General features: G+C 72.3%; 29 protein-coding genes and 1 tRNA gene. 11 read left to right on the top strand and 19 right to left on the bottom strand.

All coding sequences use genetic code 11. The annotated features are described in order from the left end of the window. Positions 1-17 precede the first annotated feature (17 nt). Positions 18-1,340, bottom strand: a complete 1,323-nt coding sequence (glp, locus tag RQG84_RS00230; RefSeq protein WP_311208328.1) for a gephyrin-like molybdotransferase Glp — start codon at positions 1,338-1,340, stop codon at positions 18-20. A gap of 5 nt (positions 1,341-1,345) precedes the next feature. Next, a complete protein-coding gene (locus RQG84_RS00225; RefSeq protein ID WP_311208608.1) occupies positions 1,346-2,686 on the bottom strand; it encodes a UTP--glucose-1-phosphate uridylyltransferase in 1,341 nt (446 codons plus the stop codon). A gap of 47 nt (positions 2,687-2,733) precedes the next feature. Here RQG84_RS00225 and RQG84_RS00220 point away from each other — a divergent pair, with 47 nt between their 5' ends. Further along, a complete protein-coding gene (locus RQG84_RS00220) occupies positions 2,734-3,324 on the top strand; it encodes a 5-formyltetrahydrofolate cyclo-ligase (protein ID WP_311208327.1) in 591 nt (196 codons plus the stop codon). 52 nt (positions 3,325-3,376) lie between these two features. Here RQG84_RS00220 and RQG84_RS00215 read toward each other — a convergent pair whose 3' ends face one another. The 3 genes from RQG84_RS00215 to RQG84_RS00205 are packed head-to-tail and all read right to left on the bottom strand — an operon-like array spanning position 3,377 to position 6,200. Then, positions 3,377-3,790: a VOC family protein gene (locus RQG84_RS00215; RefSeq protein ID WP_311208326.1), complete on the bottom strand. Its 414-nt coding sequence runs from the start codon at positions 3,788-3,790 to the stop codon at positions 3,377-3,379. A gap of 3 nt (positions 3,791-3,793) precedes the next feature. Continuing rightward, positions 3,794-4,837: a hemolysin family protein gene (locus RQG84_RS00210; RefSeq protein ID WP_311208325.1), complete on the bottom strand. Its 1,044-nt coding sequence runs from the start codon at positions 4,835-4,837 to the stop codon at positions 3,794-3,796. Continuing rightward, positions 4,830-6,200 (bottom strand): hemolysin family protein, encoded by a 1,371-nt coding sequence (locus RQG84_RS00205; RefSeq protein WP_311208324.1) that lies wholly within the window; start codon positions 6,198-6,200, stop codon positions 4,830-4,832. The genes RQG84_RS00210 and RQG84_RS00205 overlap by 8 nt, the downstream gene beginning before the upstream one ends. A 118-nt stretch (positions 6,201-6,318) precedes the next feature. Between RQG84_RS00205 and RQG84_RS00200 the strand changes: the two genes are divergently transcribed. From RQG84_RS00200 to mscL, 3 genes are all read left to right on the top strand, one after another. Then, complete coding sequence (locus tag RQG84_RS00200; RefSeq protein WP_311208323.1) at positions 6,319-6,630, top strand: FmdB family zinc ribbon protein; 312 nt, start codon at positions 6,319-6,321, stop codon at positions 6,628-6,630. 101 nt (positions 6,631-6,731) lie between these two features. Further along, the gene (locus tag RQG84_RS00195) at positions 6,732-7,340 is read left to right on the top strand and encodes an SAF domain-containing protein (protein ID WP_311208322.1); all 609 of its coding nucleotides are present in this window, start codon (positions 6,732-6,734) and stop codon (positions 7,338-7,340) included. A gap of 85 nt (positions 7,341-7,425) precedes the next feature. Then, positions 7,426-7,809 (top strand): large conductance mechanosensitive channel protein MscL, encoded by a 384-nt coding sequence (gene mscL, locus RQG84_RS00190; protein ID WP_311208321.1) that lies wholly within the window; start codon positions 7,426-7,428, stop codon positions 7,807-7,809. Positions 7,810-7,817: 8 nt separating this feature from the next. Here mscL and RQG84_RS00185 read toward each other — a convergent pair whose 3' ends face one another. The 5 genes from RQG84_RS00185 to RQG84_RS00165 all read right to left on the bottom strand — a co-directional run bounded on the left by RQG84_RS00185 (position 7,818) and on the right by RQG84_RS00165 (position 11,186). Next, complete coding sequence (locus tag RQG84_RS00185; protein WP_056552521.1) at positions 7,818-8,024, bottom strand: hypothetical protein; 207 nt, start codon at positions 8,022-8,024, stop codon at positions 7,818-7,820. Beyond that, the gene (locus RQG84_RS00180) at positions 8,014-8,910 is read right to left on the bottom strand and encodes an NAD(P)-dependent oxidoreductase (protein ID WP_311208320.1); all 897 of its coding nucleotides are present in this window, start codon (positions 8,908-8,910) and stop codon (positions 8,014-8,016) included. Before RQG84_RS00180 ends, RQG84_RS00185 begins: the two co-directional genes overlap by 11 nt. A 106-nt stretch (positions 8,911-9,016) precedes the next feature. Next, positions 9,017-9,814 carry an HAD-IIA family hydrolase gene (locus RQG84_RS00175; protein ID WP_311208319.1) on the bottom strand — a complete coding sequence of 266 codons (798 nt, stop codon included), beginning with the start codon at positions 9,812-9,814 and terminating at the stop codon, positions 9,017-9,019. Further along, positions 9,811-10,815: an alpha/beta hydrolase-fold protein gene (locus RQG84_RS00170; protein WP_311208318.1), complete on the bottom strand. Its 1,005-nt coding sequence runs from the start codon at positions 10,813-10,815 to the stop codon at positions 9,811-9,813. Before RQG84_RS00170 ends, RQG84_RS00175 begins: the two co-directional genes overlap by 4 nt. A gap of 92 nt (positions 10,816-10,907) precedes the next feature. Then, positions 10,908-11,186 (bottom strand): hypothetical protein, encoded by a 279-nt coding sequence (locus RQG84_RS00165; RefSeq protein ID WP_311208317.1) that lies wholly within the window; start codon positions 11,184-11,186, stop codon positions 10,908-10,910. Between the two features lie 7 nt (positions 11,187-11,193). Between RQG84_RS00165 and RQG84_RS00160 the strand changes: the two genes are divergently transcribed. Next, on the top strand, positions 11,194-11,406 hold the full coding sequence (locus tag RQG84_RS00160) for a hypothetical protein (protein WP_311208316.1): 213 nt from the start codon (positions 11,194-11,196) through the stop codon (positions 11,404-11,406). A gap of 60 nt (positions 11,407-11,466) precedes the next feature. Here the strand turns inward: RQG84_RS00160 and RQG84_RS00155 are convergent. After that, a tRNA-Arg gene (locus RQG84_RS00155) sits at positions 11,467-11,539 on the bottom strand. A gap of 87 nt (positions 11,540-11,626) precedes the next feature. Next, the gene (locus tag RQG84_RS00150; protein ID WP_055969144.1) at positions 11,627-12,088 is read right to left on the bottom strand and encodes a PaaI family thioesterase; all 462 of its coding nucleotides are present in this window, start codon (positions 12,086-12,088) and stop codon (positions 11,627-11,629) included. Positions 12,089-12,146: 58 nt separating this feature from the next. Here RQG84_RS00150 and RQG84_RS00145 point away from each other — a divergent pair, with 58 nt between their 5' ends. Next, positions 12,147-12,695 (top strand): TetR/AcrR family transcriptional regulator, encoded by a 549-nt coding sequence (locus RQG84_RS00145; protein WP_311208315.1) that lies wholly within the window; start codon positions 12,147-12,149, stop codon positions 12,693-12,695. A gap of 118 nt (positions 12,696-12,813) precedes the next feature. Here the strand turns inward: RQG84_RS00145 and RQG84_RS00140 are convergent, their stop codons facing one another. Both RQG84_RS00140 and RQG84_RS00135 read right to left on the bottom strand, forming a co-directional pair. Continuing rightward, positions 12,814-13,143, bottom strand: a complete 330-nt coding sequence (locus RQG84_RS00140; RefSeq protein WP_311208314.1) for a TfoX/Sxy family protein — start codon at positions 13,141-13,143, stop codon at positions 12,814-12,816. Between the two features lie 9 nt (positions 13,144-13,152). After that, positions 13,153-14,115: a PHB depolymerase family esterase gene (locus tag RQG84_RS00135; protein ID WP_311208313.1), complete on the bottom strand. Its 963-nt coding sequence runs from the start codon at positions 14,113-14,115 to the stop codon at positions 13,153-13,155. 112 nt (positions 14,116-14,227) lie between these two features. Here RQG84_RS00135 and RQG84_RS00130 point away from each other — a divergent pair, with 112 nt between their 5' ends. Then, positions 14,228-15,220, top strand: coding sequence for a DNA topoisomerase IB (locus RQG84_RS00130; RefSeq protein WP_311208312.1), 993 nt, complete (start codon positions 14,228-14,230; stop codon positions 15,218-15,220). 3 nt (positions 15,221-15,223) lie between these two features. Here RQG84_RS00130 and RQG84_RS00125 read toward each other — a convergent pair whose 3' ends face one another. From RQG84_RS00125 to RQG84_RS00110, 4 genes are read right to left on the bottom strand one after another with little or no spacing between them, the layout of a single operon-like run. Next, a complete protein-coding gene (locus RQG84_RS00125) occupies positions 15,224-16,591 on the bottom strand; it encodes an NAD(P)/FAD-dependent oxidoreductase (protein WP_311208311.1) in 1,368 nt (455 codons plus the stop codon). A 41-nt stretch (positions 16,592-16,632) separates the two neighbouring features. Continuing rightward, positions 16,633-17,580 (bottom strand): pyridoxal-phosphate dependent enzyme, encoded by a 948-nt coding sequence (locus RQG84_RS00120; RefSeq protein WP_311208310.1) that lies wholly within the window; start codon positions 17,578-17,580, stop codon positions 16,633-16,635. After that, positions 17,577-18,785, bottom strand: coding sequence for a S8 family serine peptidase (locus RQG84_RS00115; RefSeq protein ID WP_311208309.1), 1,209 nt, complete (start codon positions 18,783-18,785; stop codon positions 17,577-17,579). Before RQG84_RS00115 ends, RQG84_RS00120 begins: the two co-directional genes overlap by 4 nt. Positions 18,786-18,794: 9 nt before the next feature. After that, positions 18,795-19,244 carry a PGPGW domain-containing protein gene (locus RQG84_RS00110; protein ID WP_311208308.1) on the bottom strand — a complete coding sequence of 150 codons (450 nt, stop codon included), beginning with the start codon at positions 19,242-19,244 and terminating at the stop codon, positions 18,795-18,797. A gap of 143 nt (positions 19,245-19,387) precedes the next feature. On the opposite strand from RQG84_RS00110, the gene RQG84_RS00105 reads away from it, so the two are divergent. The 3 genes from RQG84_RS00105 to RQG84_RS00095 are packed head-to-tail and all read left to right on the top strand — an operon-like array spanning position 19,388 to position 22,412. Further along, positions 19,388-20,695 carry a cyclopropane-fatty-acyl-phospholipid synthase family protein gene (locus tag RQG84_RS00105; RefSeq protein ID WP_311208307.1) on the top strand — a complete coding sequence of 436 codons (1,308 nt, stop codon included), beginning with the start codon at positions 19,388-19,390 and terminating at the stop codon, positions 20,693-20,695. Then, positions 20,692-21,498, top strand: coding sequence for a DUF1295 domain-containing protein (locus RQG84_RS00100; RefSeq protein ID WP_311208306.1), 807 nt, complete (start codon positions 20,692-20,694; stop codon positions 21,496-21,498). Before RQG84_RS00105 ends, RQG84_RS00100 begins: the two co-directional genes overlap by 4 nt. Positions 21,499-21,500: 2 nt before the next feature. Beyond that, the gene (locus tag RQG84_RS00095; protein WP_311208305.1) at positions 21,501-22,412 is read left to right on the top strand and encodes an NAD(P)H-binding protein; all 912 of its coding nucleotides are present in this window, start codon (positions 21,501-21,503) and stop codon (positions 22,410-22,412) included. 25 nt (positions 22,413-22,437) lie between these two features. On the opposite strand, the gene RQG84_RS00090 is transcribed toward RQG84_RS00095, so the two are convergent. Next, positions 22,438-23,127, bottom strand: a complete 690-nt coding sequence (locus RQG84_RS00090) for a metal-dependent transcriptional regulator (protein ID WP_257729517.1) — start codon at positions 23,125-23,127, stop codon at positions 22,438-22,440. Between the two features lie 46 nt (positions 23,128-23,173). Here RQG84_RS00090 and RQG84_RS00085 point away from each other — a divergent pair, with 46 nt between their 5' ends. After that, complete coding sequence (locus RQG84_RS00085; protein WP_311208607.1) at positions 23,174-24,529, top strand: deoxyribodipyrimidine photo-lyase; 1,356 nt, start codon at positions 23,174-23,176, stop codon at positions 24,527-24,529. Positions 24,530-24,593 lie beyond the last annotated feature (64 nt).

The raw sequence follows: 24,593 nt of genomic DNA, 5'->3' as shown, positions 1-24,593 counted from the left end.
GTCCTGCCTCGGACACGCTAGAACGGCCTGTCGAGCACGAGGGTGCGCACGGTGTCGCCCAGGTTGAGCGCCGTCTCGTCCTCCCCCACCACGATGAGCGCGTTGGCGTGCGCCAGCGACCCGAGCAGGTGCGACCCGTGGCCGCCGAGCGGCGTCACCTTCGCCCCGCGGTGCGTGACCTCGAAGACGCCGCGCACGTACTGGCGACGCCCCGGGGACGACACCACGTCCTGCGTGAGCACCGCGTGCACCATGGGCCGCCGGTACGGCGTGAGGCCCATGAGTCGGCGGATCGCGGGCAGCACGAACACCTCGAAGGACACGTAGGCCGAGACCGGGTTGCCGGGCAGCGTGATGATCGGCGTCTGCTCGTCGAAGATCGTGCCGAAGCCCTGCGGCTTGCCGGGCTGCATCGCGACCTTGGGGAACGAGACGGTGCCGAGCGCCGAGAGCGTCTCCTTGACGACGTCCTTCTCGCCCTCGCTGATGCCACCGCTCGTGACCACGAGGTCGGCGCGCACCAGCTGGTCCGACAGCGTGCGACGGAACGTGCGGGGGTCGTCGCCCACGGCGCCGACGCGGTAGGCGATCGCGCCGGCCGCGCGCACCGCCGCGGCCAGCATGTAGCTGTTGCCGTCGAAGATCGAGTCGTAGTCGAGGTGGGAGCCCGGCTCGCGCAGCTCGTTGCCCGTGGACAGCACCACCACGCGGGGCCGGGGACGTGCGGCCACACGACCGAGACCCAGCGACGCCAGGAGTCCGGCCTCGCGCGGACCGACCACAGTGCCGGCCGGCAGCACCAGGTCGCCCTCGCGGACGTCGTCACCGGCACGACGCACGTTGGCGCCGACGCGGGGGGCCGACGTGAACCGCACGCGGGCGTTCCCGCGGTCGGTGTCCTCGAACGGGACCACGGTGTCGGCGCCACGCGGCACCGGGGCGCCGGTCATGATCTTGACCGCGGTGCCCGGGGAGATGGCGAACGGACGAGCGGTCCCGGCGTGGATGTCACCCACCACGGGGAGCTCGACCGGCTGGGCCGTGCCGGCCTCGGCGAGGTCCTCGGCACGCAGGGCGTAGCCGTCCATCGCGGAGTTGTCGAAGCGCGGCAAGGAGATCGGGGCGCGCACGTCGGCGTGCAGCGGCAGGCCGAGCGACTCGACCACCGGCTGGTCGTACGGCTCGAGCGGTCCGATGCCGCGCAGGATCTGCTCGAGGTGGTCCTCGACCGTCAGGAACCCGTCGGGCACACTCTGCGGACGCACCCGAGGGCGGGGTCCACGGACGGGAGCGGCGTCGCCGGTCTGCTGACCGGTCTCGTTCCCCACGTCGGACGACATGCGCGTCAGCCTAACCGGGTGCCCGCCGGAACGCTGCGGGCCGTGCCGTCGTCGTCGAGCCGGGCGTCACCGACCACGACCACGTCGCGCTCGAACCGCCAGTCGCCGCGCACCGTCAACGACGACGCTCCCGACAGCGACGGGACGTGCGGCACCCGGGCGTCGAAGTCGGCGATCGTCGTGAAGAACCGGCGGTCGAGGTCCACGAGCGGGCGCGGGTCGACCGTGGCCCGGAGGCGGGCGTCGTCGCCGAGGCCGTACACGTCCGAGCGCAGCAGCATGAGGTCGTTGGTGGTCTTGACGGGCAGGAAGCGCGACCGGTCGACCTCGATGGCCGTGGCCCCGTCGAAGACCTCCACGGCCGCGCCCATCGCGGACTCGATCTGCACGACCTTCGGCGAGGTGGGATCGGTCGGGTCGACGGTCTTCTCGTTGCGGATCAGCGGCAGCCCCAGCACGCCGTTGCTCGAGCGGAGCGTCTCGAGCAGGCGCGGCAGGTCGAACCAGAGGTTGTTGGTGTGGAAGAACGGGTGCACCGTCAGGTCGGCGGCCCGCTCGACGTCCTCGTCGGCCGTCTGTGCCGTCTCGCGCAGCACCAGCCGGCCGTCGGACCGGCGGACCACGAGGTGGCCGCCCTTGACGTCGGCAGGGGTGCGCCGGCACACCTCGGCCGCGTACGGAGCGCCTGTGGACGCGAACCACGCCATCATCGCCGGGTCGGGCGCGGCGCCGAGGTTGTCGGCGTTGGAGACCGTGGCGTAGCGGTACCCGGCTTCGACCAGACGCTCCAGGACACCGGAGACCAGCAGCGCCGTGTACAGGTCGCCGTGCCCGGGCGGGCACCACTCGAGCGAGGGGTCCGCGTCCCAGGTGACCGGGGTGAGGTCGTCGGCGCGCAGCTTGGGCTCGCGGTTCTGCAGGAAGTCCAGCGGCAGCCCGTCGACCTCGAGCCTCTCGTGCGCGGCGAGCGCCGCGAGGGAGTCGTCGCGGGTCCGGAAGCTGTGCATGAACAGCAGCGGGAGGGACACGTCGTGGTCGCGCCGCACCTGCTGGACCTGGCGGGCGATGACGTCGAGGAAGGTGAGGTCGGCCCGCACGGGCAGGAGGGTCTTGGCGCGGTCCATGCCCATCGACGTGCCGAGCCCGCCGTTGAGCTTGATCACCGCCGTGACGGCGGCGGCGTCGTGCTGGGCCTGCTCGTCGAACTCGACGTCGGCGGCGCGGTCCACGTCGACGAGCGGGTCGACGTCGGCTTCACGCACGAGCCCCGTCGCCCCTCCCTCGAGCTGGCGGTAGAAGTCGCTGAAGACCTCGATCGCCGGTGCGGCCACGTCGGCCCGTTTCATCTTCGTGCGCGCCAGCTCCAGTCCGTCCACCCGCCTAGGCTAGTCACATGGGCCGGTCGATCGCAGAGGCGAAGCACGCCGCGCGCCGCCCGTTGCTGGAGTCGCGCCGTCGTCGGACCCCCGACCAGCGGGCCGTCGTCGCGGAGGCGCTCGCCGCGCACCTGCTGGCGCTGCCGTCGATCGCCCGCGCCGGCCGCGTGGCGGCCTACCGCTCCATGGCCGACGAGCCCGGGACCGCGGTCCTCCTCGACGGGCTCGTCGCGCGTGGGATCACCGTCCTGCTGCCCGTCACCCACGACGACGGGACGCTCGCCTGGGTCGAGCACGACCCGACGGCGGCCACCCGCAGGTCACGGCTCGGGATCGACGAGCCGGTGGGCCCTGCCGTCGGCGAAGGGGCGCTCGACGGGGTCGACGTGGTCGTCCTTCCGGCCCTCGCCGCCGATCACCACGGACGTCGTCTGGGGCGCGGCGCCGGGTACTACGACCGCGCGCTCGCGTCGTTGTCCGGGACGCGGCGCCCCCTCCTGGTCGCGCTCGTGCACGCCGACGAGCTGGTGCCGGAGGTGCCGCACGAGGACCACGACGTGCCGGTCGACGTGGTCGTCACCGAGAACGGGGTCTTCCGGGCCCCGTGACGCGCGAGCCCGAGCCCGAGCACCGAGCAGCGCGTACCGAGCAGGACTCGGTTCAGAGCACGGCCTGCCCGATCGGTCCCGGGTTGTGCGCGACCTCCCAGCGGAAGCCGGCGGGATCGGCGAAGTAGCCCGAGTACCCGCCCCACTCGCGGTGCTCCCCCGCCGCCACGTGCACGGCACCGGCCTCGCGGGCGGCCGCCAGCACGGCGTCGACCTCCTCGGGCGTGCCGACGTTGTGCGCCAGCGTGATCGGTGCGACGCCCTCGCCGCGACGTATCGGGCCGACCTCGGCCTCGAAGCCGGCCTCGGACCACAGCGACAGCACGACCTTGTCGGCCACGCGGATCATGATCACCTCGCCGTCCGCCTCCAGCTCGACGGGCCAGCCGAGGCCGTCGACGTAGAAGCGGCGCACCGCGTCGAGGTCCGGCACGGCCAGGGTCACGAAGCTGAGACGGGGATCCACGGGTCAGACCTCGAGGCGCTCTGCGTCGCGGATCTCGCCGACGAGCTCCTCCAGCACGTCCTCGAGCATGATCACGCCCAGCACGGCGCCCGACTCGTCGGCCACCCGTGCCATGTGCGAGCCCTTGGCCTGCATCACCCGCAGCGCCTCGTAGAGGCCCGAGCCCACCCCGACCGTGGACAGCGGTCGGAGCCACTTGTCGGCGATCGGCTCGTTCCGGGCGGTCTCGTCGGTCTCCAGCACGTCCTTGATGTGCAGGTATCCGGTGAGGTCGCCGCGGGCGTCGGTGACCGGGAAGCGCGAGAAGCCGGTGCTCGCGCACGCCTGCTCGACGTCGACCGGCGTGGCGGACGGCGCGATGGTCATGAGGCTCTCGCGCGGCAGCAGCACCTGGTCGACCCGACCGTCGTGGAACTCCAGCGCGCCCTGCACGAGGCCGTACTCGTCGTCGTCGAGCAGCCCCTCGCGACGGGACTCCTCGACCAGCCCTGCCACCTCGTCGTGGGTGTAGGTGGACGCCACCTCGTCGACCGGCTGCACGCCGAGCAGGCGGACCGAGAGGTTCGCGATGCCGTTGAGCGAGACGACCAGCGGCTTGAGGATCGCGATGACCACCAGCATGAAAGGACCGAGCACGAGCGAGGCGCGGTCGGGCTTCACGAGCGCGAGGTTCTTGGGCACCATCTCGCCGAAGACGACGTGCAGGAAGACGATGATCGACAGCGCGATGACGAACGAGATGGGGTGCACCAGGCCGTCGGGGACGTTCGCGGCCTCGAACGCCGGCTCCATCAGGTGGGCGAGCGCCGGCTCGCTGATGGCGCCGAGCCCGAGCGAGCAGATGGTGATGCCCAGCTGGGCGGCCGCCATGGCGAGCGTGACGTTCTCCATGGCCTTCAGGGCGAGCTTGGCGCTGCGCGAGCCGGCCTGGGCCAGCGGCTCCAGCTGGGTGCGCCGCACCGAGATGAGGGCGAACTCCGCCGCGACGAACAGGGCGTTGAGCGCCAGCAGCACGACGGTCAGTCCGATGCCGAACCAGTCACCCATGGTCGATCTCCTCGCCGTCGGCGGGCCGCTCGATCGTCAACGTGACACGGTCGATGCGTCGCCCGTCCATCCGGTCGATGGTGAGCGAGACGGGCAGCGGCTCCGGGTCGTCCTCGTCGTCGTCGGGCGTGGGGTCGACCTCGAGCCGGACCACGTCGCCGCGGACGCCCAGGCGGCCGAGCTCGGCGTGCATGAGGCCGGCGATGGTCTCGTAGTCCTCGCTCTCGGGCAGCGCCACCCCGGTCTGCTCGAGCACCTCGTCGGGCCGCAGCAGGCCCGACAGGGACCACGTGCCGTCCTGGCGGTGGCGGCTGGGCGACGACAGGCGGTCGTGCTCGTCGAGCACCTCGCCGACGATCTCCTCGACGAGGTCCTCCAGCGTGACGATGCCGTCGGTGCCGCCGAACTCGTCGACGACGACGGCCATCTGCATGCCCTGGTCGCGCAGGAGCACCAGCAGCGGGTCGAGCTCGAGGCTGTCGGGGACGGTCGTCACCGGGCCGGCCAGGTCGGACAGACGCACGCTCCTGCGGCGATCGGGGTCGACGCCCACCGCCTGCTTCACGTGGACGATGCCGATCACGTCGTCGGGCGAGCGCCCCGTGACGGGGAAGCGGGAGTGACCCGTCTGCCGGGCGGCCTCGATCACGTCGAGGGCCGTGTCGCGCGCCTCCAGGAAGTGCACCCGGACGCGCGGGGTGCGCACGTCGGCGGCGGTGCGGTCGCCGAAGGCGATGCTGCGGGCCACAAGGTCGGCGGTCTCGTCGTCGATGGCACCCTCGCGCGCCGACCGGAGCACGAGCGAGCGCAGCTCGAGCGGCGAGCGGGCCGACCTCAGCTCCTCCTGCGGCTCGACGCCGAGCGCACGGAGCGTGCGATTGGCGGTGCCGTTGAGGAACCGGATGGGCCAGGCCATGACCGTGGTGAACAGCCGCTGCGGCAGCTGGGTCACGGCCGCGGTGCGCTGCGGGAGCGCGAGCGCGAGGTTCTTCGGGATCAGCTCGCCCACGAGCATCGTCACGACGGTGCTGACGAACAGGGCGATCGCGTACGAGACCGCGCTCTGGGCCCCGCCGGTGACCCCGACGTCCTCCAGCGGTCCCCGCACGAGCCGGCCGATCGCAGGTTCGGCCAGGAAGCCGATCGCCAGGTTGGTGATCGTGATGCCCAGCTGTGCGCTGCTCAGCTGGGTCGAGAGCGTGCGCAGCGCCTTGAGGGTGCCGACCGCTCCGGCGTCGCCCTGCTCCGCGTCGCGCTCGACCGTGGCCCGGTCGACGGTCACGAAGGAGAACTCCGCAGCCACGAAGACGCCGCAGGCGAGCATCAGCAGGAAGGAGAGGCCCAGCAGCAGAAGCTCGGTCATGCGGTCATTCCGGCTGAGTCGGGGTCGGTCACGATGCACTGAACTGTACCCTTTGCCCGTCAGGAGTTCCTGCCGGCTCAGCACCTGAGCGCCGGCATGACGTCAGGAGAGAAGACCCGTGCCGACCTACCAGTACCAGTGCACCGACTGCGGTGAAGCGCTCGAGGTGCACCAGTCGTTCACCGACGACGCGCTGACCGAGTGCCCTGTCTGCCAGGGCCGGCTCCGCAAGGTGTTCAACGCGGTGGGCGTGGTGTTCAAGGGCTCCGGGTTCTACCGCAACGACAGCCGTGGGACGACGACCTCGTCGGAGACCTCGAGCTCGTCGAGCGCATCGGCGAGCAAGGACTCCGGCGGCGTCAAGGAGAAGACCTCGACCAGCAGTGCGACGTCGGGCAGCTCGACGTCCTCCGGAGGCTCTGCCTCCTGACCCCGGCTCCCCGTGCTGCGTCGTGGTCCGCACCACGTGAGCCGCGCCGGGGCTGTGGACGACTAGTGGAGCGCAGGCCGCTCGCTTCCTAGCCTGCACGGATGGACCGACTCCGCTCCGCCGTTCTCGACCACCGCCGACTCCTGGCCGCGGTGTGCACCGGCCTCGCCGTGCTCCTCACGGTGGTCGCGGTCCGCCAGCCCGGCGACACGGTCACGGTCGCCGTGGCGGCGGCCGACCTGCCCAGCGGGCACGCCCTCACCGACGCCGACGTCACCATGGCCCGGCTCCCCCGCACCGCGGCTCCCACCCGTGTCGTCACCGACGTCGAGACGCTCCTGGGTCGACGCGTCGGCGGCCCCATGCGCGCCGGCGAGGTGTTCACCGACGCCCGCGTGCTCTCGGCCGGCACGGGCGACCAGCTGCCCGACGGCCACGTGGTGACCACGCTCCGCCTCGCCGACGCGGCGGCCACCCAGGGGCTGCGGGTCGGCGACCGGGTCGACGTCGTGGCCGTCGCCGCGCGCGACGACGGACCGAGGGCCACGGTCGTCGCGGAGTCGGCGCAGGTCGCTGCCGTGCCCGCGCCGGACGGCGCCGAGGAGGCCACACTCGCCGTCCAGACGCCACGCGAGACTGCCCTGACCCTCGCCCGTGTCGGTCTCGAGGCGCAGCTCAGCGTCGTGGCGGTGTCCCCCGGCGCCGCCTGAGGCACCCACGGCGACGGTGCTCGGAGCCGCGCACCCGGTGCCCTACGCTCGGGGACGACCCTTCCAACCGTCCTAGGGGGACACCATGATCCAGGGATTCAAGGACTTTCTGCTGCGCGGCAACATCGTCGACCTCGCCGTCGCGGTGGTCATCGGCACGGCGTTCACCGCACTCGTCAGCGCCTTCACGAACTCGTTCATCAACCCGCTGATCGGGCTGGTCAGCGGCGGTGGCACGGCGGGCGGCAGCTTCGAGGTGAACGGCCAGGTGTTCACCTACGGGGCGTTCATCACCGCCATCATCACCTTCGTGCTCACCGCGGCGGTCGTCTACTTCGTGGTCGTCGTGCCCATGAAGGCCGTCAACGAGCGCATGGCCCGCGGCAAGGAGCCGGAGCCCGAGGGCGTCAGCGAGGACATCCAGCTCCTCCGCGAGATCCGCGACTCGCTGCAGCGTCCGATCGGCTGACCTCTGGTCTAGCCGCCGTGATGGGGCGGGACGTCCCGCATCAGCTCGTCGTCACGACGAGACGGTGCGGGCGTCCCGCCCTTCGTGCGCGGGGGTGGCGACACGTCGTCGTCGCGCTCGTCGCGCGTGGTGTCGGGCAGCAGGTCCCCGAGCAGCAGCGCGGCACGGCGCCGGCGCTCCTGCTCCGCGCGCCGCGCCTCGTCGTCAGCCGACACCGTCGAGCCAGTCCGGGGTGAGCTTGGGGAACAGGGGGTGCCAGCCGGCGCGGTCGCCGAAGCGCTGCGAGCTGATGCGCTGCGACCGCGAGAACGTCTCGAGCCGCACGCCGGCGACCCTCTGGGTGATGCGGTGGTGGAAGCGCCCGCCGCGGCGCCCGCCCGCGAGCGCGAGCTGCTCGGCGAGGTCGGCGCGACGGCAGGGCTCGGCGCCCACGTTGTACGTGCCCACCGGCGCGGTGAGGGCCGACTCCGCTGCGGTGCCGACGTCGTCGACGTGCACGAGGTGCACCCACGACTGAGGGTCGCCCCAGCCGGTGGGCCGGCCGGACCGAGCACGGCGCACCATCCAGCGCGAGCTGGGATCGGGGCCGACGATCTGGCCGAAGCGCAGCACCACCACGTCGGCGCCGTGCCGGCGGACCGCCTCGGCGTGCTGCTCGGCCTCGGCCACCGTGTCGGTCTCGCGCGTGATCTCGACGGGGGCCTGCTCGTCGATCCAGTCGTCGCCACCGTCGGCGTAGATGGACGACCGGCTCTGCTGGACGAGCCGCGGGACGCCGGCCGTGAGGGCCGCCTGGGCCACCCGCTGCGAGCCGATCGCCCGGATCCGGTCGTTGGCCCGCCACGCGCCGGGGCGCAGCATCGACAGGCCCACCGGCATCCGCCCGGCGAAGTTGATGACGACGTCGCAGCCCCGCATGCCCTCGACGAGCGCGTCGGCGTCGAACACGGTGCCGCGGTGCGGGCGGCCGCCGTGGGCCTCTACGACGGAGGCGGCCCGGTCGGATCGGGCGAGACCGACGACGTCGTGTCCTGCGTCGACGAGACTCGTCATCGTCGAGCGGCCCATGACTCCGCTGGCTCCGGTGAGAAAGACCTTCACGTTCTGGCTCCGTGACGTCGGGTGGTGTACCGCCGTGTGTGGACTGGTGTCGACCGCCGGTCGGGCGATCGATCGGACCAGGATAGCGGAACCGGGCTCAGGGCCCTCAGACGTCGCTGTCGGCCAGCTCGGAGACGAGGGGGACGACGTCGGCGATCGAGTCGACGACGCGGGTGGGCCGGAACGGGAACCGGTCGACCTGGCCCGGGGAGGTGGAGCCGGTGAGCACCAGGATCGAGCGGAGCCCGGCCTCGAGCCCCGAGAGCACGTCGGTGTCCATGCGGTCGCCGATCATGACCGTGGTCTCGGAGTGCGCCTCGATGCGGTTCAGAGCCGTGCGCATCATGAGCGGGTTGGGCTTGCCCACGAAGTAGGGCTCGACGCCGGTGGCCTTCGTGATGAGCGCCGCGACCGATCCGGTGGCCGGCAGGCTGCCCGACGGAGAGGGACCGGTGGGGTCGGGGTTCGTGGCGATGAACCGGGCCCCGCTCTCGATGAGCTGGATGGCCTTGGTGATCGCCTCGAAGGAGTAGGTGCGGGTCTCGCCCAGCACCACGTACTCGGGGTCGCGGGTGGTCATCACGTAGCCCACGTCGTGCAGGGCCGTGGTCAGGCCGGCCTCGCCGATCACGTAGGCGGTCCCCTCGGGACGCTGCTCGCTCAGGAACTTGGCGGTGGCCAGGGCCGACGTCCAGATCGCCGACTCCGGGATGTCGAGCCCGGCGGCGTGCAGGCGGGCCCGCAGGTCGCGCGGGGTGAAGATCGAGTTGTTGGTGAGCACCAGGAACGGGCGCTCCTGCGTGCGCAGGGCGGCGATGAAGTCGGCCGCACCGGGAATGGCGCGCTCCTCGTGCACGAGGACGCCGTCCATGTCGGTGAGCCACGAGACGACGGGCTTGGTCATGGCTTCTCCTGGTCGATGGAGTGCGTGCGCACGAAGTCCCAGATCAGCTGGGTGGCGTCCACGTCACCCTTGGCCGGTCGGGTGCGGGGCGAGTCGACGGTGGCGCCCGGGGCGTCACCACCGGGCCAGCGGTGCTTGCCGGCGCCCAGGAAGTACGCCTCGACGTCGGCGCCGCCCGCGCACGGCGTGTAGGCGAGGTGGACGACGCCACCGGGCAGCTTCGTGCGCGCACCCGGCAGGCACCCGTTCTGCTGGGCCCAGCGTGCGGTCGTCAGCACGGCCGACGGGAGGCGCCCGATCTTCGTCTTGGCGGCGCCCTTGAGCGGGACGACCTTGTCCTTCATGCCGTGGAACACGATGAGGGGCCGCGCGGGCGCCTCGGCGCACTCGGGGGTGCGGTAGGGGCCGGCCACCGACGCGTACGCGGCGAAGCGGTCGTCGTCGCGGCACGCGAGCGCCATGGTGAGGGCGCCACCGTTGGAGAAGCCGACGGCGTAGGTGCGCGACTCGTCGGTGCAGGTGGTGCTGCGGACGTCGTCGAGGAGCGCGTCGACGAAGGCCAGGTCGGCCCCGTCGCGACCGTCGACCTCACGAAACCGCCACGCGGGGACCTTGCCGAGCGCCTGGGGTGCCACGACCACGGCGTCCTCGGTGTCGGCCAGCTGGTCCATGCGGGTCATGCGCAGCATCGACTCGGGGTCACGACCGAGACCGTGGAACAGGACGACCACCGGCAGCGGGCGACTGCCGTCGTAGCTGGCGGGCACGTGCACGAGGTAGCGCCGCTCGACGCCACCGAACGTCATGGTGCGCTGGCTCGTGCCGATGATGCCGGGCGCAGGCGTGCTGCACGGACCGTCGGCGACGGGCGGGGCCGCCGGCTCGTCCGAGCGCGCCATGGTGGTGCCGGCGAGCACGAGGGTCGCCGTGAGCACCGATGCGAGGAGGACGAGGAGCGGTCCCGAGGCATGCGTGCGAGCACGACGGACCAGGGACACCACGGGCACATCCTACGCGGCGCGTACCCCGGCCTCGGCATCATCGACGCGTCGGCCGTCACACGTGCTCCGGGGTGCGCACCCCCTGCGGGCGGTCAGCCGTCGGCGGGAGCGACCACGGAGGCGAGTCCCGCGGGCTGCGGGTGCTCGCTGGTGCACCGGGCGCCGGGGTCGATCTGGTGCACGACGGCGTCGACCAGCCACTGGTCACCCGCGCCCCGGCACTCGACGACGACGTACACGCTGTGCCCGTTGTGGGTGCCCAGCGCGACCACGCCGCTCATCGCCGCGGTGTGGAAGTCGGCGAGGATCCGCTGCTGCTCGCGCACGCCGCTGACCTCGTACACGACCACGGTCCAGGAGCGTTCGTCCATCCGTGACATGAGGCCTCCGAGGTGCGCCGGCGTGCTGCGTGGTGCGGTGAGCGTACGACCGATCTTTCGTCGGCGCGCGTCGGTGGTGCGCGACCTCGCCCGAACCCGCGTCATCCTGCTCGTCGCCGACCTCCACGTCCGCGTCGTCGACGCCGCCACCGGCGAGCTCCTCCGCGACCTGGAGATCAACCCAGAACGGGACTACCAACCCCAGAAATGACGACACCCGGACCTGTCTGTGCAGGACCGGGTGCCTCCGATCTCTTGAGAGATCACAACGTGCCCCCGGCAGGATTCGAACCTGCGACCTGCGGTTTAGGAAACCGTTGCTCTATCCCCTGAGCTACGGGGGCGGGGCGCCGAGCCCCGCGGGGTGACGACGCACCCCCATCTTGGCAGGCGCGGCAGGAGCGGGGCGCAGCCGACCCGACCTCGGCGGGTCAGCGGTAGATCATGCAGGTCGTGGTGCCGTGGGCGACGAGCCGGCCGGAGGCGTCGACGATGGAGCCCTCGGCGGTGGCCACCTGGCGTCCGACGTGGATGGTGCGGCCGGTCCCGACCAGGCGTGCACCGTCGACCGGGACGGTCCGGATGTAGTTGACCTTGAGCTCGAGCGTCCCGTACCCGACGCCCGCCTCGAGCGTCGAGTGGATCGAGCAGCCCATCACCGAGTCGAGCAGGGTCGCGCAGATGCCCCCGTGCAGGGATCCCAGGGGGTTAGCGAAGGTGGGCTTGGTCGGCACCGAGAACACGACCGTGCCCTCCTCCAACGACTCGACCTCGAGGCCGAGGAGGTCGCCGATGAAGGGCGGCCTGTCCTCGGCCGCGAAGGCGGTCCGGAGGAACTCCAGCCCGGTGAGCTGCTTCAGGTGCTCCAGCTGCTCGGCTGACAGCGACGTCATGACGGACCCTCTCGATCGACGAGGACCCACTATAGACCGATCGGTCTATAGTGGGTCGATGGCCACCGGAGCGAAGGACCGCATCGTCACCGCCACCATCGCGCTGGTGCGCGAGCGTGGGGTCCACGGCACCGGTGTGGCCGAGGTCCTCGAGCGCAGCGGCGCGGCGCGCGGATCGATCTACCAGCACTTCCCGGCCGGCAAGCCGGCCCTCGTCGCCGAGGCCGTCCGGGTCGCAGGACAGCACCTGGAGAGGCTGATGACCGACGGTGCCGCGGCCGCGCCTGAGCAGCCCGCCGTCGCGATGCTCGAGGCGCTGCTGGACTGGTGGGAGCGGGAGATCCGTCGCCACGGTGGAGCACTGGGATGCCCGGTCGCGGCCGCAGCGGTCGACGACGACCCGGTGGTGAACGCGGCAGCCCAGGCGGTGTTTGAGCGCCTGCACGCCCTGCTGTCCGAGACCACGGGCGACCCGAGCGGCGCCAGCGTGGCGCTCAGTGCGGTCGAGGGCGCCATCCTGCGCTCACGCGTGGCTCGGGGCCCGGAGGCTCTCGACGACGTCAGGCGCCACCTGACGGGGCTGCTCGGGGCCTCCCCCCGCACCTAGGCCAGTGGCCTTCCAGGGGTCGGCACGGGGGGAGGTCGTTCCAACGTAACGGCTCAGCCGCGTCGCGCAACGACAGCAGCGCGCAGTCTCCGGGACCGAACGCGTCCCCGCTCTCACGTCACTGCGGAGGCAGGGTGCGCGTGTGCTCCATCCCTCGCTCGACCCAGTCGGCCAGTCCGTCGTCCACGCACCCGTCGGCCCCCACCCGGACCCAGCCCCTGACCTCACGGCCGGACATGACCATCGGCACCACGTGTGGCAGCGCCAGCAGCGCCTCGGTGTCCTCGGCCGGCACCCGCACCATCAGCCCGCCCTGGCCACTCACCGCGAAGGCCATGGAGCCGTTCACGCAGAAGGCGACGCCGCCGAACATGCGGCGCTCGGAGATGCCGTACTCGCTGCCCACCAGCTCACGGGCCCGCTCGACGAGCTCCTCGTCCATCGCCATGACGGACCCTCAGTCGCCCAGCCCGAAGAACTCGACCATGAGGTCGGTCGCGTCGATCGAGGACGTGGTCTTCCCCAGCACGGGCACCTCGAAGTCAGCCCCCGGCCAGGTGTGCCCACCGTCGTCGATCACGTACGTCTCGAGGCGCGCAGAGCCGTCGCAGTCGCGCCACCGCTCCAGCTCCACGTCGGAGGCCACCTCGGTCGTGCGCGGCTTCGTGGCGCAGCCGTCGTGCTTCGCCCAGTCGGCCATCACGGCGTCGACCGAGCGGACGGGGAACAACGGGGTCTCCCCGCCGTCGAACGGGACCACCTCGTCGCCCGTGCCGTGGAAGTAGACGACCGACGCGGGCGGGGCGTCCCCGCAGGCGGCGTCGTCGTAGAACGTGGCGGCCACGCCGCCGTAGGCCTTGAACGGGAACTCCCCCGAGCAGGCCATCGCGAAGACGACCGCCGACCCGTTCGACATGCCGGCCGCGTACTGCCGGTCGCCGTCGATGCACCACTCGTCGCCGAGCGACGTCGTGAGCTCGAGCCAGAACGCGGCGTCGGAGCCGGCCGTGGAGGCCGGTGTCAGGACGTCCCACGTGCTGGGCGTCCCGGTGGCCTGCGGCGAGACGAGGATGAAGTCCCGGTCGTCGGCGGCCGCCGGGAACGACGCGTACGTCGCGACCTCCGCGGCGGAGCTGCCGAGACCGTGGAAGAGGTACACGACGGGCAGGGGGCGTGAACCGTCGTAGCCGGTCGGCACGTGCACGATGTACTGCCGCAGCGTGCTGTCGACCGTGATCCTGCGGGTCACGTCGCGCGTCGCCCCGGTGACGTCGTCGGGCACGGACCCGCAGCCGGGAGACGTCCCCGCGGACCCGGCTGTCGACGGCGTGCCGGTCGGTCGCGTCTCGGTGCCTGCCGAACCGCGCGTGCAGGCGCCCAGGGTGAGGGACAGGACGACGACCGCGACGAGAGCTCGCACGCCCCTAGTCTGCCGGGTCCCGCCTCACACCGAGGTCGACACCTCGTGATCGACCCCGCGGCGGCGCTCGGCTCGAGTCGCGGCGGCCACGGAGGCGACCTACCGTCGCTGCATGGTCCGGTTGCGTCGCGTCTCCGCCTCGATGGACGGCTGGTCGCGGGTGCGGCACGGCCGAGGCTTCCGCTACCTCGACCAGGACGGCGCCCCGCTGCAGGAGATCGACGTCGAGCGCTGCAAGCAGCTCGTGATCCCGCCGGCCTGGGAGCGGGTCTGGATCTGCCCGGTGCAGAACGGCCACCTGCAGGCGGTCGGCACCGACGACGCCGGCCGACGTCAGTACCTGTACCACCCGGCCTGGCGCGAACGGCGCGACGCCGAGAAGTTCGTGCACATGGAGGGCTTCGCCGCGGCACTCCTCGACGTCCGCGACCGCGCTCGCGACGAGGTCACCGACGAGCCGACGCTGCGCAGCGTCTCGGCGCTGGCCTTCGGCCTGCTGGACCTCGGGATCTTCCGGGTGGGCTCGGACCGCTACGCCGACGAGAACGGCAGCTACGGGCTGACCACCATCGAGAAGCAGCACGTCCGACGTGACGGCGACACGCTCGTGTTCTCCTACGTGGCCAAGAGCGGCCAGGACCTGGAGGTCGCGCTGCGCGACGAGAGGCTCATCTCGGCGCTCGAGCCGCTGCGTCGCCGCCGCACCGGCGGCCACGTCCTGCTGGCGTACCGCGGCGACGACGGCTGGTCGACCCTCGGGGCGTCAGCCGTCAACGACTACGTGAAGGAGATGCTGGGCGAGGAGTTCTCGGCGAAGGACTTCCGCACGTGGCGCGGCACCGTGATCGCGGCGGCCGCCCTCTCCTCGTCGGACGCGTCGACCAAGACCGCGCGCAAGAAGTCGGTGGCCGCTGCCATGCGCGAGGTCTCCGAGCACCTCGGCAACACCCCGGCCGTCGCACGCTCGTCGTACGTGGACCCACGGGTCGTCGACCTCTTCGACGACGGGGTCGTGGTGGCCGGCGGTCACCGTCCCGTCGCTCCGGGCGAGCCGGTGAGCCGCACGCTGGAGAAGCAGGTCCTCGAGCTGCTCGGCAAGGGCTGAGGGCTACTCCGCCACGTCCTGCAGCACGCTCTCGACCGCTCGCCAGAACGTCGGGTAGGCGAACACGGAGTTCCGCAGCGTCGCCACCGGGACCTCGGCGCGGACCGCCACCGCGAGACCCGAGACGGTCTCGCCCCCGGCGGGTCCGACCACCGTGGCACCGACGACGACGTCGCGGGCGGTGTCGACGACGATCTTGACGACGCCCTCGGCGCCCGGGCCGTGGGTGAACCCGCGCGAGCTCTGCGCGAGGTCGGTGGTGGAGACGGCCACGTCGAGACCACGGTCGCGCGCCTGCTTCTCGGTGAGCCCGACGCCGCCGACTTCCGGGTCCGTGAAGGTCACCCGCGGGAACGACGTGTCGTAGTCGGGCAGGTCCTCCCCGAGAATCGCGCGGGCCGCGCGGTCCGCCTGGTACATCGAGACGTGGGTGAAGGCGCCGCGCCCGGCCACGTCGCCGACGACCCAGACGCCGTCGGTCGCGAGCATCGCGTCGTCGACCTCGATCGACCGGGCGTGGGGGTCGAGCCCGACGGTCTCCAGCCCGAGGTCGCCGATGGACGGCTTCCGTCCGGCCGCCACCAGCACCTGCTCGGCGTGGACGGTGCCCGAGGCCAGGTCGAGGGTGAACTGCGTGCCGTCGTGGGAGACGGAGGTGATGCTGTCGCCCTCGCGCACGTCGATGCCGTCGCGCTCGAACGCACCCCGCAGCACGTCGGAGGCCTCCGGCTCCTCGGGGCCCAGGATCCGGGGTCCGACCTCGACCACCGTGACCTCGCTGCCGAAGCGGGCGAACGCCTGCGCCAGCTCGAGCCCGATCGGCCCACCGCCGATCACCACGAGGGAGCTCGGCAGGACGGTGGCCTCGAGGGCCTCGTGGTTCGTCCAGAAGGGCGTGTCGGCGAGGCCGTCGATCGGCGGCACCGCGGCCCGGGTCCCCGGGTTGAGCACGACGCCGCGCCGCGCCTCGATGCGCTGCGTGGCCCCACCGGCGACGTCGACCTCGACCACGCCGGGACCGGCCAGCCGACCGTGACCGCGGACCAGGCGCGCACCCGACTTCTCGAGCCGCTCGGCGGCCACGGTGTCGTCCCAGTCGTCGGTGGCCTGCTCACGGATGCGCTTCGCGACCACGGAGAAGTCGGGCTCGACCGTCGCGGCGCCGGCCAGCTCGACCGCGCGCCGGGTCTCCGCGATCGCGCCGGCGGCGCGGATGAACATCTTCGACGGGATGCAGCCCCAGTAGGGGCACTCACCACCCACCAGGCCGGACTCCACCGCCACGACCTCGAGCCCCTCCCCCGCCAGTCGGGCCGCCAGCGCCTCGCCACCGGGTCCGAGACCGATCACCACCACGTCGCACGTCGTCATGACGCCATCCTGCGTCATGGCACCCACGGGGGCGAGTCCCGTCAGCGAGGACCGTGGGTCTGGAGGTAGAGCACCGGGCCGTCGAGGGCGCTCCCGCGGATCGCGGCGAGCGCCTTGGCCGTGTAGACCGGCTCGAGCTCCAGCCCCTGGTCGGCGGCCCAGGCGCGGGCCTCCTCGGCCTCGGGCGTCAGGGCACCGTAGGTCTCGCCCAGCCACGACGCGTCGGCGACGAGGTCGCGCGGACCGATGCGCTCCTCCACGAGAGCGCCGCGGGTGCGCAGGAGCGCGGCCGTCTGGTCGGCCAGCCGCGCGATGGTGACGGCGTCTAGGCGGAAGGCGTCGTTGACGACGATGCCCAGCACCCGCGAGCGCAGACCCGCCATGCGCAGCCCGAGCGTGAGGCCGGCGGCCGTTCCACCGGACCCGACCGCCGTCACGACGGTGGCCGGCTCGGGCAGCAGACCGGCGCGGACCTGGTCCGCGATCTCGAGGGCGGTCTCGACGTACCCGAGGCTGCCGACCGCGGTCGATCCGCCGGCCGGGACGTAGTGCGGCAGACGCAGTCCGTCGGCGTAGCGCGCGAGCAGGAGGGGCGCGGTGCGCCTCAGGCTCCGCACCGATCGGAACCGGTGGATGTCGGCACCGGAGGCGTCGAGGCGACGTGTCTGCTCGCGCACGTGGTCGTCCACCGGCTGGTCGACGAGGCCGAGCACCACGCGCAGCCCGTGCTCACGTCCGTAGAGCGCGGCGGCGAGACCCCAGTGGGTCCCGATGCCGCCCACGGTGAACATCACGCCGCGGCGCCGGCGATGGAGCTCGGGGATGATCCACTCGAGCTTGCGGACCTTGTTGCCACCCCACCCGCCGTCGCCGAAGCCAGCCTCGTCCTTGACCCAGAAGCCGTCGAGCTCCCGCACCGGTGTGGGGCCGGTCCCGAGCCGGACCCACGGCAGGTCGGCGTCCGGGAAGCGGCGTGCGAGGAAGGTCATCCCACCAGGGCCCTCACGTCGAGCAGGCCGGCGCCGTACGTCCGATCCTTGCCGCGGGCGCCGAGGTCGCGGGCCGTGCTCTCGAGACGCGCGGCCACCGTGCCGGCGCTCCAGCCACGCCGGCTCATGGCCATCGCCGCTGCGGCGGCCACGTGCGGCGCCGCCATCGACGTGCCGCTGAGCGAGCAGTAGGAGGTCCCGGAGCAGCCCACCCTGTTCCGCGTCGGCACGGTGGACCAGATGCCGCCCCCCGGAGCGGCGACGTCGACCCAGGATCCGCAGCTGCTGAAGCGCGAGGCGGCGAGCGAGGAGTCGAGCGACCCGACCCCGACGACTCCTGCGTAGGCGGCGGGGTACTGCGTGCGTCCGAACAGGCCGCACCCGGTGTTCCCGGCCGCCGCGACCACCAGCACGCCCCTGCGCTGGGCGTAGGCCACGGCCCGCCGCACGGCGGGGTCGTCGCCGGGGATGCTCAGGGAGAGGTTGATGACGTGAGGCCGACGGTCGGCCGCACGCACGATGCCGCGCGCGACCGCGTCGCTCGTGCCGCGGCCCGCGGAGTCGAGCACCCTGATCGGCAGGACGGCCGCGCGGGGCGCGAGTCCGGCCACCCCACGACGGTTGCCCGCGACGGCGGCCACGATGCCGGCCACGTGCGTGCCGTGGCCGTTGGGGTCGGCCGCGCTGGTGCCCGGAGCGAGCACGTCGTAGCCCGCCCCGACGTTGCCCCTGAGGTCGCTGTGCGTGGCGTCGACCCCGGTGTCGAGGACGGCGACGACCGCACGCCTCGTGGTCCTGGTGGCGGCGCCGTTCGCCCGCGTCCAGACGGTCTCGGCCTGGAGCCGGGTCAGGCCCCACTGCCGGGGGCGGAGGGTGTCGTTCGACGCGGTCGTGCGCACGGGCAGCGCGACCGACACCGCGTCGACGTCGCGGTCACGCAGCGCACGGGCAACGAGCAGCCTGGCTCGACTGCGACTGGACACGACGGTGGTGCTGATCTCAGGTCGACCCTGGGGTCCGACGGTCGTGGTGACCACGCGCAGCGGCTGACCATCCACCGCGCGGGCGACGATCTGTTCCGCCGTCCGGTCCACCGGCGCCTCGTCCGACGCGGCGACCGGAGTGATCCCGGACGCCAGCAGCCCGGCGACCGTCGTGGCGAGGACGATCACGGCGACAGGGGGACGACGACGTCGGGGCGTCACGGGCGAAGACTACCGCGTTCGCCAGCGCCGCACGCTGTAGACGAGCAGACCCCACGCCACCACGGCGGAGGCCATCAGCCCCAGGCCCGTGGCCCATCCGGCAGCGGGGAGCCGGGGTCCGAAGCCGACACCGAGCACGCTGAACTCCGGGATCGTCGGCGACATCCACCACACGACGCCGAGCGCGAACAGCCACACCCCGCCGAGGGCGCTGAGGATGATGCGCGGCCAGGTGGCGACGCCGAAGCGCGCCGCCTCGACTGCTCGCTCCTGCACGGGCCCGAGCGCCCGCCGCGCCCAGGCGTGCTGGCGCGAGAGCACCGTGATGCCCGCGAGGATGATCAGGAGGCCGGGGCCGGGGAGCGGCCACAGGATGATCCCCACCACGACCAGGACCCAGCCGAGCGTCTCGGTGACGACACGCTCGAGCACGCCGCGCTCACGACGCTGCTGCTTCATGGCCACAGGATGCCCTAGTCCACCCACATCGTGGCACGGACCTCGTGCGGTCATGGACACACCGATCCACGGTGGCCGCGGCCTCGAATGGTTCTCGCGGACCCCGGATGGCGGGTCCACGCCGACCAGACCAGGATTGACCCATGAACAAGGCCGCCGCCCTGCTGTCCCTCGCCGAGGACGCCCTCGACATGTCCCTGCCCGTCCGGCTCCGGCTCTGGGACGGCAGCGAGGCCGGACCGGCCGACGCTCCCGTGCTGGTGCTGCGCGACAAGCGCGCCGTGCGGCACGTGTTGCACTCCCCCGGGGAGCTCGGCGTCGCCCGCGCCTATGTGCAGGGCGACCTCGACCTCGAGGGCGACCTGGCCGAGGGCCTGCGCACCATGTGGGAGGCCGTGCGCGTGGCCCGCGAGGCCGACGGCAAGGCCGGGCGGCCGAAGATCAGCCTGCGCCTCAAGCTGCGCGGCGCCTACCTCGCGGTGCGTCTCGGCGCCATCGGCCGACGCCCCGCCGCACCGGCCGCCGAGTCGAACCTGACCGGCGAGCTGCACAGCCGCGAGCGCGACCGGGCGGCCATCAGCCACCACTACGACCTGTCGAACGACTTCTACGAGCTCATCCTCGACCCGCAGATGGCCTACTCCAGCGGGTTCCACGCCGATCCGTCGATGTCCCTCGAGGAGGCGCAGACGGCCAAGCTCGACCTCGTCTGCCGCAAGCTCGGACTGCGACCGGGCATGCGGATGCTCGACATCGGCTCCGGCTGGGGCTCGCTCAGCCTGCACGCCGCCGCGCACTACGGCGTGCACGTCACGGGCGTGACGCTGTCGTCGGAGCAGCGCGACTACGTCATGAAGCGCGCCGCCGAGCGTGGGCTGCAGGGTCGCGTCGACGTGAGCCTGCGCCACTTCCGCGACCTCGCCGGAGCGGGCGTGGCCGACGGCACCATCGACGCCATCGCCTCCATCGAGATGGGCGAGCACGTGGGCGACGAGGAGTACGTGGTGTTCACCGAGTCGATCCAGCGCTACCTGCGCCCCGGCGGACGTGTGCTCATCCAGCAGATGTCGCGCAGCAACGACGCGCCCGGCGACCGTCCCGGCGGCGGACCGTTCATCGAGACCTACATCGCCCCCGACATGCACATGAAGCCGATCGCGAAGACCATCGGCCTCATCGCCGGTGCCGGCCTGGAGATCCGCGACGTGCAGGCCATGCGCGAGCACTACCCGCAGACCGTCGCCGGGTGGGCCGCCAACCTGGAGGAGAACTGGGCCACGGCCGTGGCCCTCGTCGGTGAGGAGACCGCCCGCGTGTGGCGTCTCTACCTGGCCGGCGGGTCGCTCGCCTTCGAGGAGAACCGCATGGGCGTCGACCAGATCCTGGCCGTGAAGCCCTCCCCCGCCGGCCGCAGCGACATGCCGGCCAGCCCCCTGGAGTGGTTGGCTTGATCGCCAACGACACCTCGCACGCGCTGGTCACGCTCGGCTTCGGGCTGCTCACGGTCGTCGTCCTCATGGCCGTCTGCATGGCCATCTCGGTGCGCATCCAGAAGCTCACCGTGGTCGACACCGCGTGGCCGCTGGGCTTCGTGGCGGTGGCCGTCGTCTCGGTGTTCGTCACCGGCTACGGCGACGGGATGCCGGGAACCCAGCTGCTGCTGCTCGTGCTCACCGCCGTGTGGGGCGTGCGGCTCGCGGTGTACCTGCACCACCGCAACAGCGGCAAGGACGAGGACCCCCGCTACGCCGAGCTGGCCGAGAAGGACGGGCGCTCGTTCGGACAGGTCGCGCTCACCCGCGTGTTCCTCCCCCAGGGCATCGCGATGTTCCTCGTGGCCACGCCGGTGATGGTGGGCATGAACAACGTCGGCACGATCGGCTGGCTCGGCTGGCTGGGCGCGGCCGTGTGGGCCGTCGGTCTGTTCTTCGAGGCCGTGGGCGACTGGCAGCTGGCCCGGTTCAAGAAGAACCCCGAGAACAAGGGCCAGGTCATGGACCAGGGTCTCTGGCGCTACACCCGGCACCCGAACTACTTCGGCGACGCCTGTGTGTGGACCGGCATCTGGATCGTGGCGGCGTCGTCGTGGGCCGGCGTGGCCACGGTGATCAGCCCGATCGCCATGACGATCTTCCTCACGAAGGTCACCGGCGCCTCGCTCAACGAGAAGGGCATGAAGCGCACCAAGCCCGGCTACGACGACTACGTCCGTCGCACGAGCGGCTTCATCCCCCTGCCCCCGAAGAAGGCGTGACCATGGCACCGGTGCTGGTCACCGGGGTCACCGGTTTCGTCGGGGCGCACCTGGCCGAGCGGCTCGTCGCTCGCGGCGACGAGGTGCGTGTGCTCGTCCGCGACCCCGCACGACTGCCCGACGCCAAATGGGTCGACGCGGTCGAGGTGGTGCAGGGCGACGCGAACGACGCCGACTCCCTGGCTCGCGCGATGGACGGCGTCCACGTGGCCCACTACCTGCTGCACGCGATGTCCGACGGCGACGACTACGCCGCCGCCGACCGGGTGCTCGCCACCACCTTCGCCACAGCGGCTGCCGAGGCCGGTGTGCAGCGCATCGTCTACCTGGGTGGCCTGCTGCCGCCCGCGGACAGCGAGCTGACCGAGCACCTGGCCTCGCGCGACGAGGTCGCCCAGATCCTCCTCGGCGGCAGCGTCCCCGCGGTGGTGCTGCGCGCCGGCATGGTGATCGGCCGCGGCTCGGCGTCGTTCGACCTCATGGAGGTCGCCACCCGCCTCCTGCCCGTGGTCGTCGGGCCGACGTGGCTGAAGCACAAGATGCAGCCCGTGGGGCTCGAGGACCTGCTGCACTACCTGGTCGGCGTCACCGACCTCGAGGGCGAGGTGCGGCGCAGCTTCGACGTCGGCGGGCCCGACGTCGTCACGTACCGCGAGCTGATCCAGGCCCACGCGCGAGCCGCGGGCCGACGCGTCCCGTCGACGCTGCTGTTCCCCGTGCTGCTGCCGCACACGTTCAGCCTGCTCGTCGGCACGGTCGCGCCGGGTCCCAGCTCGCTCAACGCCGCCCTCGTGCACAGCCTGTCGCTCGACATGGTGTGCACGGAGCACGACATCGACGACCTCGTGGGGCTCCCGCCCGGCGGTCGGACCTCGGTGGAGGCAGCGCTCCGCCAGGCCACGCAGCGTCCCTAGCGCTGCGGCAGCTCTGGGGCGGCGACTACTCCGAGACGAAGATGTGCGCTGCGGCGTCGGAGTCGATCTCGGCCGTCTCGCCCTGGCGGGCGACGACCACGCCGTCGTGACCGCGCGAGACGAGCACGTCGTTGCCGGGCAGCGCGCCGACGCGGCGCAGGACCGACATGACCTCGGTGTCCTTCTGCAGCTCCTCGGCGATGCGCCGGACGATGCGGCGGACGGGCTCGTCGGAACGGCCGGCTGCCTTGGTGAGCGGCTCGACCCCGTGCAGGAACCGGGAGTCGTCGACGACCTCGCCGAGCTCCTCGAGCCCGGGGATGGGGTTGCCGTAGGGCGACTCGGTGGGGTGCTCGAGCAGCTCGACGAGCCGACGCTCGACCTGCTCGGACATGACGTGCTCCCAGCGGCAGGCCTCTTCGTGCACGAACTCGATCTCGAGCCCGATGACGTCGGTGAGCAGACGCTCGGCGAGACGGTGCTTGCGCATCACCCGCGTGGCGAGGGCACGCCCCTTGTCGGACAGCTCGAGGTGGCGGTCGCCCTCGACCGTGAGCAGGCCGTCGCGCTCCATGCGCGCCACGGTCTGGCTGACCGTGGGCCCGCTCTGGTGGAGGCGCTCGGCGATGCGTGCGCGCAGGGGGACGATGCCCTCCTCCTCCAGCTCGAAGACGGTGCGCAGGTACATCTCGGTGGTGTCGATCAGCTCGCTCACGCGGCCATTGTTCCATGAGGTGCAGACACCGCGTGCACGCGTGAGGATGGTGCCCGTGCCGACCTCCGTGATGTGCTTCCGATCCGACTTCCGGCTGAACGACAACCCGGCCCTGCGCGAGGCCATCGAGGCCGGTCCCGACGGCGTCGTGCCGATGTTCGTGCTCGACGACCACTACTGGGGGCCGAACGGTCGGACCCGTCTGGCGTACCTCATGGGTCTGCTGCGCGACCTCGACGAACGCGTCGGTGGGCTCGTGGTGGTGCACGGCAAGCCCGAGGAGGTCGTGCCGCGGGTGGCGCGCGCCGTGGAGGCCTCGAGCGTGCACGTGGCCGCCGACTACGGACCGTACGAGTCGGGCCGGGACGAGCGCATCGAGAAGGCCCTGGCCGACGACGACGTGGCGTTCGTGCGCACCGGCTCGTCGTACGCCGTCGCGCCCGGACGGGTGACCAAGGACGACGGCACCCCGTACCGGGTCTTCACCCCCTTCTACCGGGCGTGGCAGGCCCACGGATGGCGTGCTCCGGCCCCGGGCGTCCGCTCGGTGCCGTGGATCCAGGCCGACGTGCGCACCACCCAGCTTCCCGACGTGGACCCGCCCGAGGGCGTCACCCTCCCCCCGCTCGGCGAGGAGGCGGCCCGGCGCCGCTGGCGCGACTGGATCGACCAGGTCGACGAGTACGACGACCTGCGCGACGTGCCCGGCCGCGACGCGACGTCGCGCATGTCGGTGCACCTGAAGTGGGGCACCATCCACCCGCGCACCATGCTCGCCGACCTGGCCGAGCGGGGCGGCAAGGGCGCCGAGGCCTACGCGCGCGAGCTGGCGTTCCGCGAGTTCTACGCCGACGTCGTGCACCACCGGCCCGACACGCTCGAGGGCTACTACGACAAGCGTTTCGAGACGATGGAGTACGACCACCCCGGCGGAGACCTGCAGCTGTGGAAGGACGGCCGCACCGGCTTCCCGATCGTGGACGCCGGCATGCGGCAGCTGCAGGCGGAGGGCTGGATGCACAACCGCGTGCGGATGATCGTGGCCAGCTTCCTGGTGAAGGACCTGCACCTGGAGTGGACCGTGGGCGCCGACCACTTCCTCGACCTGCTCGTGGACGCCGACCCCTGCTCCAACCAGCACGGCTGGCAGTGGGTGGCCGGGTGCGGCACCGACGCCGCCCCGTACTTCCGCATCTTCAACCCGACGTCGCAGGGCAAGAAGTTCGACCCTGACGGCACGTACGTGCGTCGGTGGGTGCCGGAGCTGCGCGACGTCCCGGACCGGTTCGTCCACGAGCCATGGCGCCTGGACGAGCCGCCGGCCGACTACCCCGGCCCGATGGTCGACCACGCCGAGGAGCGCAAGGAGTCGTTGCGCCGCTACGAGGCCATGCGTTCCTGATCCGGGCCGCCGGCGACCGGACTCCTTGCGCGAGAGCTTCGGGACCGGGGTCGTCGCCCGGACC

The organism is Aeromicrobium sp. WCS2018Hpa-31, assembly GCF_031843905.1.
GTDB lineage: Bacteria > Actinomycetota > Actinomycetes > Propionibacteriales > Nocardioidaceae > Aeromicrobium.
The sequence above is the reverse complement of the archived record's forward strand: the minus strand, read 5'-3'. Positions and strand labels throughout refer to the sequence as shown.

What these genes read in the sequence shown, in the direction of transcription:
- glp (WP_311208328.1), bottom strand. Translation starts at nt 1,340, where the DNA reads ATGTCGTCCGACGTGGGGAACGAGACCGGTCAGCAGACCGGCGACGCC.
- RQG84_RS00225 (WP_311208608.1), bottom strand. Translation starts at nt 2,686, where the DNA reads ATGAAACGGGCCGACGTGGCCGCACCGGCGATCGAGGTCTTCAGCGAC.
- RQG84_RS00220 (WP_311208327.1), top strand. Translation starts at nt 2,734, where the DNA reads ATGGGCCGGTCGATCGCAGAGGCGAAGCACGCCGCGCGCCGCCCGTTG.
- RQG84_RS00210 (WP_311208325.1), bottom strand. Translation starts at nt 4,837, where the DNA reads ATGGGTGACTGGTTCGGCATCGGACTGACCGTCGTGCTGCTGGCGCTC.
- RQG84_RS00205 (WP_311208324.1), bottom strand. Translation starts at nt 6,200, where the DNA reads ATGACCGAGCTTCTGCTGCTGGGCCTCTCCTTCCTGCTGATGCTCGCC.
- RQG84_RS00195 (WP_311208322.1), top strand. Translation starts at nt 6,732, where the DNA reads ATGGACCGACTCCGCTCCGCCGTTCTCGACCACCGCCGACTCCTGGCC.
- mscL (WP_311208321.1), top strand. Translation starts at nt 7,426, where the DNA reads ATGATCCAGGGATTCAAGGACTTTCTGCTGCGCGGCAACATCGTCGAC.
- RQG84_RS00175 (WP_311208319.1), bottom strand. Translation starts at nt 9,814, where the DNA reads ATGACCAAGCCCGTCGTCTCGTGGCTCACCGACATGGACGGCGTCCTC.
- RQG84_RS00165 (WP_311208317.1), bottom strand. Translation starts at nt 11,186, where the DNA reads ATGGACGAACGCTCCTGGACCGTGGTCGTGTACGAGGTCAGCGGCGTG.
- RQG84_RS00160 (WP_311208316.1), top strand. Translation starts at nt 11,194, where the DNA reads ATGAGGCCTCCGAGGTGCGCCGGCGTGCTGCGTGGTGCGGTGAGCGTA.
- RQG84_RS00150 (WP_055969144.1), bottom strand. Translation starts at nt 12,088, where the DNA reads ATGACGTCGCTGTCAGCCGAGCAGCTGGAGCACCTGAAGCAGCTCACC.
- RQG84_RS00145 (WP_311208315.1), top strand. Translation starts at nt 12,147, where the DNA reads ATGGCCACCGGAGCGAAGGACCGCATCGTCACCGCCACCATCGCGCTG.
- RQG84_RS00140 (WP_311208314.1), bottom strand. Translation starts at nt 13,143, where the DNA reads ATGGCGATGGACGAGGAGCTCGTCGAGCGGGCCCGTGAGCTGGTGGGC.
- RQG84_RS00130 (WP_311208312.1), top strand. Translation starts at nt 14,228, where the DNA reads ATGGTCCGGTTGCGTCGCGTCTCCGCCTCGATGGACGGCTGGTCGCGG.
- RQG84_RS00125 (WP_311208311.1), bottom strand. Translation starts at nt 16,591, where the DNA reads ATGACGACGTGCGACGTGGTGGTGATCGGTCTCGGACCCGGTGGCGAG.
- RQG84_RS00120 (WP_311208310.1), bottom strand. Translation starts at nt 17,580, where the DNA reads ATGACCTTCCTCGCACGCCGCTTCCCGGACGCCGACCTGCCGTGGGTC.
- RQG84_RS00110 (WP_311208308.1), bottom strand. Translation starts at nt 19,244, where the DNA reads ATGAAGCAGCAGCGTCGTGAGCGCGGCGTGCTCGAGCGTGTCGTCACC.
- RQG84_RS00105 (WP_311208307.1), top strand. Translation starts at nt 19,388, where the DNA reads ATGAACAAGGCCGCCGCCCTGCTGTCCCTCGCCGAGGACGCCCTCGAC.
- RQG84_RS00095 (WP_311208305.1), top strand. Translation starts at nt 21,501, where the DNA reads ATGGCACCGGTGCTGGTCACCGGGGTCACCGGTTTCGTCGGGGCGCAC.
- RQG84_RS00085 (WP_311208607.1), top strand. Translation starts at nt 23,174, where the DNA reads ATGGTGCCCGTGCCGACCTCCGTGATGTGCTTCCGATCCGACTTCCGG.